Origin of the sequence: Streptomyces boluensis, from assembly GCF_009908195.1 — a bacterium.
Lineage (GTDB): Bacteria > Actinomycetota > Actinomycetes > Streptomycetales > Streptomycetaceae > Streptomyces > Streptomyces boluensis.
In genome coordinates this window covers 1-9,353 of sequence record NZ_JAAAHS010000311.1, presented here as the reverse complement: position 1 = coordinate 9,353, position 9,353 = coordinate 1, and the positions used below count along the sequence as shown (strand labels likewise).

6 protein-coding genes are annotated in these 9,353 nt (G+C 70.6%); 4 read left to right on the top strand and 2 right to left on the bottom strand.

The features are described from left to right. Together GUY60_RS28805 and GUY60_RS28800 are read right to left on the bottom strand one after the other, a co-directional pair. On the bottom strand, nt 1-3,655 hold a 3,655-nt coding region (locus tag GUY60_RS28805; RefSeq protein ID WP_161703024.1), incomplete at its 3' end, for a non-ribosomal peptide synthetase. A 149-nt stretch (nt 3,656-3,804) separates the two neighbouring features. After that, the gene (locus GUY60_RS28800) at nt 3,805-4,359 is read right to left on the bottom strand and encodes a TetR/AcrR family transcriptional regulator (RefSeq protein WP_187370153.1); all 555 of its coding nucleotides are present in this window, start codon (nt 4,357-4,359) and stop codon (nt 3,805-3,807) included. A gap of 159 nt (nt 4,360-4,518) precedes the next feature. Here GUY60_RS28800 and GUY60_RS28795 point away from each other — a divergent pair, with 159 nt between their 5' ends. The 4 genes from GUY60_RS28795 to GUY60_RS28780 all read left to right on the top strand — a co-directional run bounded on the left by GUY60_RS28795 (nt 4,519) and on the right by GUY60_RS28780 (nt 9,259). After that, nucleotides 4,519-5,097, top strand: coding sequence for a TetR/AcrR family transcriptional regulator (locus tag GUY60_RS28795; RefSeq protein ID WP_161703020.1), 579 nt, complete (start codon nt 4,519-4,521; stop codon nt 5,095-5,097). 533 nt (nt 5,098-5,630) lie between these two features. Continuing rightward, entirely contained in the window at nt 5,631-6,326 is a 696-nt protein-coding gene (ureA, locus tag GUY60_RS28790; protein WP_161703018.1) for an urease subunit gamma, read from the top strand. After that, nucleotides 6,323-8,074 carry an urease subunit alpha gene (locus GUY60_RS28785; RefSeq protein WP_161703016.1) on the top strand — a complete coding sequence of 584 codons (1,752 nt, stop codon included), beginning with the start codon at nt 6,323-6,325 and terminating at the stop codon, nt 8,072-8,074. Before ureA ends, GUY60_RS28785 begins: the two co-directional genes overlap by 4 nt. A gap of 159 nt (nt 8,075-8,233) precedes the next feature. After that, entirely contained in the window at nt 8,234-9,259 is a 1,026-nt protein-coding gene (locus GUY60_RS28780) for an agmatine deiminase family protein (RefSeq protein ID WP_161703014.1), read from the top strand. Nucleotides 9,260-9,353 lie beyond the last annotated feature (94 nt).

Sequence of the window (9,353 nt, the reverse complement as noted above, 5' to 3'; positions counted from 1 at the left end):
GGGCGGGGATGGGGACGCGGCCGGCGGCTTCGAGGACGCGGGTGCGGGTCAGCTCCGGATCGGCCTCGATCGTGCGCGCCTCGTCCGGGTCGATGGGCTGGGCGTCGAGCATCGCGAGGAGCTCCACCCGCTCGCCCTCGCCCTGCAGCCGTACGGCGACGGCGTGGGCCAGGGACCCACCGAGGGACCAGCCGAGCAGCCGGTACGGGCCGGTCGCCTGGACCGAGCGGATCTGCCGTACGTAGTCGGCGATCATCTCGGGGAAGCTGCCGGGCAGCCCTTCCCCGCCCCGTAGGCCACGGGCCTGCAGCACGTACACCGGCACGTCGTCCGGAAGGTGCCGGGGCAGCGTGGCGTAACACCAGCCGAGGCCGCCGGAGGGGTGCAGGCAGAACACCGGCGGGCCGCCGTTGCCCCGTCGCAGCGGCAGCAACGGGCTGAAGGCGTCGGGGAGTTCGTCGCCCTGCAGCTGCTCGGCGAGGGCGGCGACGGTCGGGGCCCGGTAAAGCAGCGCGGCAGGGACCTCGGCGCCGAGGTGGGCGCTGATGCGGGAGGCGAGCCGGGTGGCCTTGAGGGAGTGGCCGCCGAGAGCGAAGAAGTCGTCGTCGATGCCGACCTCGGGCATGTCGAGGACCTCGGCGAAGAGGGCGCACAGGTCCTTCTCGCGGGCGTCGCGGGGTGCACGCCGGGCGGCGGAGGCCTGGGCCCGGTCCTGGTTCCGTGCCGTCGCGGTGAGCGCGGCGCGGTCCAGCTTGCCGTGTGCGGTCAGCGGCAGCGCGACGTGGAACACCAGCGCGGCCGGGACCATCGCGGCGGGCAGCCGCCGGGCGGCCCAGGCCCGCAGAGTCGCGGCGTCCGGCGGCCCGGCACCGTCCGCGCCCGTGCTCGCCCCCGCGAGGTGGGCGGTCAGGGTGTGCGCGCCCCGCTCGGTCCGGTGGACCGTCACCGCTGCCTGGGCGACGCCCGGATGCCCGGCGAGCACCGCCTCGATCTCGCCGGGCTCGATGCGCACGCCGTGCACCTTCACCTGCTCGTCGGTCCGGCCGAGGAATTCCAGTACGCCGTCCTCGGTCCAGCGCGCGGCGTCCCCGGTGCGGTACATGCGGGCGCCCGGCGGGCCGAAGGGGTCCGGGAGGAAGCGCCGCTCGGTCAGTTCGGGCCGGTCGAGGTAGCCGCGGGCGACCTGCGCGCCGCCCAGGTGCAGTTCACCCGGAACGCCCGGAGGGGTCGGCTGACCGGCGCGGTCGAGGACGTAGGCCCGCATGTTGTGTCCGGGGTGGCCGATGACGGGGCGGCTGCCCTGCTCGTCCAGGCGGCAGTAGACGGCGTCCACGGTGCACTCCGTGGGGCCGTAGTAGTTGTACGAGGCGGTGCCGGGGCAGTCGCGCAGCCGCCGCCACAGCTCGCCGTCGACGGCCTCGCCGCCGACCATCAGCAGCCCCGGCCGGTGGGCGCCGTCGGCGAGGAGTCCGTCGTCGAGGAGTTGGCGGAGGTAGGAGGGCGTGAGGTCGAGGAAGTCGAGCTCTTTGCGCCGCACTTGGGCGACGAGAGCGGCCGGGTCTCGACGAACCGATTCTTCGACGAGGTGCAGCTCCTGTCCCGCCGCCAGGAACAACAGGCCCTCCCAGGAAGTGTCGAAAGTGAACGAGGCGGTGAGCGCGGCACGCAGCGGACGGCCCGCCGCGGCGGCCGCCGGGCGGATCAACTCGGCCTCGTGGTCGGCGAAGAGGTTGGCGAGCTGCCGGTGCTCGACCACCACGCCGTTGGGGCGCCCCGAGGTGCCGGAGGTGAAGTTGACGTACGCCGGGTGGTGCGGGGCGAGCGGCTGCGCCCGGTCCTGGTCGGTGGGGTCGGTCGCGGGCAGCAGGGCCAGCGCCCGCCGGGTCTCGGGGGCGTCGAGGACGAGGGCGCGGCCGTCCCCGTACTCCCCGATGCCGGTCGTGCCTTCGGCCGTGGTCAGGACGCACAGCGGCCGGGCGTCGGCGAGCATCAACTGGGTGCGGGCGTCCGGGTGTTCGGGGTCGAGGGGCAGGCAGGCGGCGCCGGTCTTGAGTACGGCGAGGAGTGCGATGACGTAGTCGGCGGTGCGGGGCAGGGCCACCGCGACGTACGTCTCCGGGGCGGCCCCGCGGGCGAGCAGCAGCCGGGCGAGGCGGTTGGCGCGGCCGTTCAGCTCGGCGGCGGTCAGCTCGTCCGCGCCGCACACCAGGGCCCTGGCCCCGGGTTCCCGCCGTACCCGCTGCTCGAACAGCTCCGGCAGCGTGGCCGGGGGCACGGGCCGCTCCGGGCCGCGTCCGGCCGCGAGGACCTGCTCGCGCTCGGCGGCGGAGAGCAGGTCGAGGGCGCCGACCGGCAGCGCCGGGTCCACGGTCGCCAGGGTGCGCAGCAGGCCCAGGAGGCGGCGGTGGTGGGCGGCGACCTCGGCGGCGGAGTGCCGGCCGGGGTCGGCCTGCAGGTCGATGCGGAGCGAGCCGTCGGCCGGCCGGTCGTAGACGTTCACGGCCCAGCCCGCGACGGGCCCGTTGGACAGGTTGTGGATCACGGCCGGGATCGAGCCGAAGCGTACGTCGCCGTCGTACGTCATGACGTTGATGCCCCAACTGCCGAGCGCCCCCGGCCTGTCGTGCCGCACGCCCAGCTCGCGCTCCAGCTGCAGATACGGGTAACGCTGGTGCCGCAGCAGCCCCTTGGCCTGCTCCGCGGTGTGCCGGAGCAGCTCGGCGACGGTGGTCTGCGGGGTCGTCCGCAGCCGCAGCGGAAGCACGTTGGCGAGCACGGCGGGGACGGTGCGCGAGACGGGGCTGCGGCCGCTGACGGTCAGCTGCAGCGCCGCGTCCTCGCCGTCGCCGCCGCCGAGGCGGTGCACGTACAGGCCGAGCGCCGCCATCGCGGCCGTCGCCAGGCCCGTCCTCGCGGTACGGGCCAGGGCGCGCAGCCCTGCGGCGGCCTCCGCGTCGAGGTGGCCGGTCTCGCGGACGAAGGTGTACGACACCTCCTCGGGCCGGTGCGCGGCCGCCGACTCGTCGATCCAGTCGGCGAGTTGGACGCGCCAGTACTCCCGGTCCCGGTCCATCAGTTCGGAGGAGCGGTACGCGAGGTCGTCCGCCACGGTCTGCTCAAGCGAGCCGAACGGACACGGCGGCACGGCATCCCCGGCGGCGAGGGCGGTGTAGATGTCCGCGGTGCGATGCAGGAACAGGGAGAAGCCGTAGCCGTCGAGCAGGATGTGGTGCATCACCAGGTGGAACAGGAACCGCTCGTCGGCGGTGCGCAGGACCGTGAAGGCGAAGGCGTGGTCGCACTGCAGGTCGAACGCCGGGTGCCCGTTCGCCGCCATCCAGTCGTCCGCGGCCCGCACGGGGTCCGGCTCGCCGCGCAGGTCGAGCACCGGCAGGGTCCAGTTCTCCAGCGCCTGGACGACCTGCCGCACCTCGCCGTCGGCGGTGGTGCGGAACCGCACCCGGGTGGCCTCGGCCTCCACGAGCGCCTGGTGCAGGGCCTGTTCGAGGAGTCCGACGTCGACGGCTCCGCGCAGCTCCACGTACTCGGCGCAGAGGAACGCGGGGCTCTGCGGATCGCGCTCCTGCGCCAGCCAGAAGAGCATCTGGGCGCTCGTCAGCGGCAGACCGTGAGCGCCGTCGTACCTGCACTCCATGACCGTCAACTCCCGTATTCGCACGGCACTTTGTGTGCCGCTATGTGCCCACCTCAACGCAACTGCGGGCTTTTGAGAGCCAACGAGCGGGTGGGGCTACGGTGACGATCGAGGGCGGGGGACGACGGCAGTCTGCCGTGTGCCCGGTGTCAACCATCCAGTCGATGGATCTCGATCGAGACAGCTTCACTCACCAGTTCGCGAGCGTGCGTCAAGGGAAGCGCGCCGCTCAGCCAGCGCGTGCTGATCCCTTCGAGGAGGCCGGTGAGCCGCTCCGCGGATGCCGTGAGTGCCGGTGCCGGAGCGTTCGGCCGGATGCGGCCCAGGAGGTCCGCGACATCGTGAATCCAGGTCAGTGTGGCTCTGGCCAGATCTCCGCGCAGTTCAGGATCGAAGATCGCGCTGGCACGCAACTCGCCCCATGCCGTGCTGTTCTCACGAACCTCGGGTACGTCCTGGAATTCCAGGAGGAGGGACTGCTCCAACTCCTGCCGGGCGTCGTGCGGTCCGGTGGAGCCTTCTTCCTCGGTCGTGTACCGATCGGCCCGGTCGCTGATGAACTCCAGGGTGTGACGCAGAGTTCCGGCCCGGTCCTTGAAGTGGTAGTAGATCAGTGCGGTGGACACCCCGGCTTCGGCCGCCAACTCCTCCATGCGCAGCCCGCGGACCCCTCGCCGGGCTATGACTCGAGCGGCACCTTCCATGATGGCCGTTCGGCGGTCCGTTGCCACGTGATCATCTCCTGAAGTGGTCTGAACCAACAGTGTCACACATTGACTGAATCTTCAGTTAGCACTCTCAGTGACTCTTGTCGGTCAGGGGGCCTGACCCCCTGGGCAGGAGGGCCGGATATGGTTCGGGCCATGGCGTCTCGTAGCACTCAGATCCTCGAAGCGGCCGCCCGGGTGATTGCTCGGCGCGGGGTCCGTGGCCTGCGCGTGGAGGAGCTGGCCGAAGAGGCGGGCGTGTCCACCGCGCTGATCTACTACCACTTCAAGGACCGCACCGGGATCCTGCGCAAGACGCTGGAGTTCATCAGCGACCGGGCCGAGCGCTACACGAATCAGTTGGATCCGGGTGCCGAACCGCTCAGCCCGCGTGAGGAATTGGACCAGACCCTCCTGCTGGAACTCCAGGACACGACCGAGGTCAGGGAGAACAGCAGCGCCTGGGGCGAGTTGCGGGCCAGCGCGATTTTCGAGCCCGAGCTGCGTGAGGATCTGGCGAGATCCACGCTGACCTGGGTCCAGGAGGTGGCGGCTCTGCTGGGTCGAGTTCATCCGATGGCCCCGGCAGTGGCTCTCGCGGGGGCCGCGGAGCGTCTTACCGCCCTCCTGGAAGGGCTGAGCATGCGCTGGCTCAGCGGCTCGCTCCAGATTGCCCACGCCCGGACCCTGCTGAGCGAGGCCATCGACGCCGAGGTCGAACGGCTGGGCCGCTAACCGCTCGCGTCGGCGCCGCCTACCCCTGGCACGCGGCCCCTCTTCTCCTGCGAGGCGTGGGCGGTGACGTGTCGCTGTGCAGACCATGCCTTCCGTACGCAGGCTCTCGTCGAGCATCGCAGCCAGCTCCGCCTCGTCCTCGACGATGAGCACGCGCACTCCCTCCCACTCCACTCGCCTGCGTCGTGTGGGGTCCTGCCTGCGCGCCCACTGCTTCTGGGATGCCCGCGGGGATGTTGGCCAACGGTCAGGTGCACGCTCACTGGGCGCCCGTGGGGTCGGCATCGAGGTCGCCGGGGTGCTCGCCCACGACGCACCCACCCCCGCCGTCGCCGGCATCGACCCGGCCCTGCACTCGGCCTGCGGGCTCTCGACCAGCGGAGTCGCCTCTGGAGCGCAGGGAGGGTCGGGCGGCATCAAGATGTTGACTGAGATTTCAGTCAGTGCCACAGTTGGCCGCACGCCCCCTCTGACATTCCGGAGAAAGGAAGCGCCACCATGCCCGTGACCAGGCCAACGAATCAGGGGGCTCCATGCCGCTGACCCCCTCTGAGCGAGACAGGCTGCTGCTTTTCACGGCCGCCGAGCTCGCGCGGACGCGCCTGGAGCGTGGGTTGCGTCTGAATGTGCCGGAAGCGACCGCGCTGATCGCCGATACGGTCTGCGAGGCCGCGCGTGACGGCCTGCGGCTGGCAGACGCGCTCAAGCGCGGCCGCGCTGTGCTCGGCCCGGACGACGTGCTTCCCGGTGTCACCGACGTCGTGACGGAGATACAGGTCGAGGCGGTGTTCGACGACGGCACCCGCCTGGCCGTCATCAGCGCTCCGTTCGGCGACGTGGAGCACGACGACGCTGCCCCCGGGGCTGTCGTGCCCCACTCGGACGCCGTGCCGGAGCCGGAGCCGGTGATCACCCTGGAGGTCCGCAACACGGCTCCGGTGCCGGTGAGTGTGACCTCGCACTTCCACTTCTTCGAGGCGAATCCTCGTCTGGTCTTCGACAGGAAGGCCGCCTACGGCATGCGCCTCGCGGCCCCGGCCGGGTCGTCCACGCGCTTCGATCCCGGTGCCGTTGTCGAGGTCGGGCTCGTACCGATGGGCGGGGAGCGGATAGCGATCGGTTTCGCGAGCCTGGTCGACGGCGCGCTGGATGCGCCCGGCGCGAAGGCGGAGGCCCTGAGGCGTGCCGCCGCCTGCGGATACCTGGGAACGGAAAGGACAGAGCGATGAGCAGGCCCACCAGACACAGCGACCACTGCGCGCCAGGCAGTAGCCGACACATCGATCCGCACGAGTACGCCTCCGTGCACGGTCCCCGTGCGGGGGACCGGGTCCGGCTCGGTGACTCAGGGCTCGTCGTACGGGTGGAGTCGGACTCGCAGGTTCACGGCGACGAGTTCCTGGCCGGTTTCGGCAAGACGGCCCGTGACGGGATGCATCTGAAGGCCGCGGCCGTTCGTGACACCTGCGACATGGTGATCACCAATGTCCTCGTGATCGATGCCGTGCAGGGCATCCGGAAGGTGTCCATCGGGATCAGGGAAGGGCGGATCTCCGCGATCGGGCGGGCCGGCAATCCCGACACCCTCGACGGCGTTGATGTGGTCGTCGGCACCGGCACCACCATGATCTCGGGCGAGGGGCTGATAGCCACCGCCGGTGCGATCGACACCCATGTGCACCTGCTCTCCCCGCGGATCATGGAAGCGTCTCTTGCCTCGGGTGTCACCACGATCATCGGCCAGGAGGTCGGGCCGACTTGGGGTGTCGGTGTGAACTCCCCATGGGCGCTGCGGCTCGGGTTCAACGCCTTCGACGCCTGGCCCGTCAACATCGGCTTCCTGGCGCGGGGTTCCGCCTCCCATGAAGCACCCCTGGTCGAAGCCCTTGCTGAGGGTGGCGCCTGCGGTTTCAAGGTGCACGAGGACATGGGCGCGCACACCCGGGCCTTGGACACGGCGCTGCGGGTGGCCGAGGAGCATGATGTCCAAGTCGCCCTGCACAGTGACGGGTTGAATGAGTGCCTGTCGGTCGAGGACACGTTGAAGGTCCTGGACGGGCGGACCATCCACGCCTTCCACATCGAGGGCTGCGGCGGCGGTCACGTGCCGAACGTGCTGAAGATGGCGGGCGTGCCGAACGTCATCGGGTCGTCCACCAATCCGACGCTGCCCTTCGGCCGGGACGCGGTCGCCGAGCACTACGGGATGATCGTCTCCGTCCACGACCTGAAGACGGACCTGCCGGGTGACGCCGCCATGGCCCGTGACCGCATCCGGGCCGGGACGATGGGCGCCGAGGATGTGCTGCACGACCTGGGCGCGATCGGGATCACCTCGTCGGACGCGCAGGGCATGGGTCGCGCGGGCGAGACCGTACGCCGTACCTTCGCGATGGCCGGGAAGATGAAGGCCGAGCTGGGCCCGATGGACGGCGACGGCGCGCACGACGACAACGCGCGCGTCCTTCGCTACATGGCCAAGCTGACCATCAACCCGGCCATCGCCCACGGTCTCGCGCACGAGGTCGGCTCCATCGAGGTCGGCAAGATGGCCGACATCGTGCTGTGGCGTCCGCAGTTCTTCGGCGCCAAGCCGCAGATGGTCCTCAAGTCCGGCTTCCCCGCGTACGGCGTCACCGGTGACCCCAACGCCGCCACAGACACCTGCGAACCCCTCGTCCTGGGGCCGCTGTTCGGCGCCCACGGAGCCGCTCCGGCCGATCTCTCCGTGGCCTTCGTGAGCCGTGCCGCTGCCGAATCCGGTTCCTTCGGAAGGCCGAGCGACACCATGGCCACCCGGCGCAGGCGCGTGGCTGTGCGGGGAACTCGTGGCATCGGCCCCGCCGACATGCTGCGCAACGCCCGGCTCGGGTGCGTGGACGTCGATCCGCGCAGCGGCCTCGTGACGCTCGACGGCGATCCCATGCGTTCCGAGCCGGCGCAAGAGGTCTCCCTGAACCGTCTCTACTTCCTGTGACCCCTTGCTCGTCGACTGAAGCGCAGAGGCACGTCCGTTCTCTTGACTGAATTTTCAGTCAAGTCCATGCTGTTCACACCGCGTACCCGTTCTGGCTTCTGCCAGGCCGAGCCGGCCGCCGCCGACGGGTACCTCTGGCGAAACGAAGAGAGACCCGTGATGACTGCATTCCGTATGCCTGCCGAATGGTCCGAGCACGAGGGGTGCCTGATGGCCTGGCCCGTCCGTGAGGATCTCTGGGGCAGCGTGCTGAACGACGTCAAGGAGGAGTACGCGAACGTCGCCCGCGCGATCGCCGAGTTCGAGCCGGTGACCATGGTCGCGCCGCCAGGCCACGGCGAGGACGCCCGTAAGAGGTGCGGCCGTGAGGTCAACGTCGTGGAGATGGCGCAGGACGACTCGTGGTTCCGCGACTCCGCGCCGCTGTTCGTGCTCGACGGTGACGGCAACCGCGCCGGGGTGGACTTCCGCTTCAACGCCTGGGGCCGCAAGCACCACCCGTACGACTCCGACGACCGGATCAGCGGCCTGCTGCTCGAGCGCCTCGGCATCGAGCGCATCCACTCCGGCATGATCCTTGAGGGCGGGTCGATCACGGTCGACGGCGAGGGCACGCTGATCACCACCGAGCAGTGCCTGCTGCACCCCAACCGGAACCCGGGGATGAACCGGGATGAGATCGAGACGGAGCTCAAATCCCAGCTCGGTGTCGGCAAGGTCGTCTGGCTTCCGTACGGCGGTCTCCTCGACACGGAGACCGACGGGCACGTCGACGGCGTCTGCGCATTCGCCGCTCCCGGCAAGGTCGTTGTCTCGCTGCCTGATGATCCGGCGCATCCCGACTACGCGCGGATGCGCGCCAACCGTGCGGTCCTTGAGGCGACCACCGATGCCCAGGGCCGGCCGTTCGAGATCGTCGACGTCCCCCAGGCAGCGTTTGTCGACATGGCCGACGGCGAGATCGAGGTGTCCTACCTGAACTACTACGTGGCCAACGGCGGCGTCGTCGTTCCGGTGGCCGGTCTGCCCCAGGACGAAGAGGCCCTCGCGGTCATCGCCTCCGCGTACCCCGGCCGCAAGGTCGTCGGCGTTCGGGCGCTCGCGATCGCGTTCGGCGGCGGCGGAGTCCACTGCATCACCCAGCAGATCCCCTCCGCCGGCGCCTCCGCCGGCACCTCTGTCTGAACCGAGAAGGGACCGTTCCCGGCGGGCCGTTCAGCGGTCCGCCGCCCCCGGAACTCGCACGGAAAGAGAGCGCGACGATGTCCGTACCCCCGCC

What these genes read in the sequence shown, in the direction of transcription:
- GUY60_RS28800 (WP_187370153.1), bottom strand. Translation starts at nt 4,359, where the DNA reads ATGGAAGGTGCCGCTCGAGTCATAGCCCGGCGAGGGGTCCGCGGGCTG.
- GUY60_RS28780 (WP_161703014.1), top strand. Translation starts at nt 8,234, where the DNA reads ATGACTGCATTCCGTATGCCTGCCGAATGGTCCGAGCACGAGGGGTGC.
- ureA (WP_161703018.1), top strand. Translation starts at nt 5,631, where the DNA reads ATGCCGCTGACCCCCTCTGAGCGAGACAGGCTGCTGCTTTTCACGGCC.
- GUY60_RS28795 (WP_161703020.1), top strand. Translation starts at nt 4,519, where the DNA reads ATGGCGTCTCGTAGCACTCAGATCCTCGAAGCGGCCGCCCGGGTGATT.
- GUY60_RS28785 (WP_161703016.1), top strand. Translation starts at nt 6,323, where the DNA reads ATGAGCAGGCCCACCAGACACAGCGACCACTGCGCGCCAGGCAGTAGC.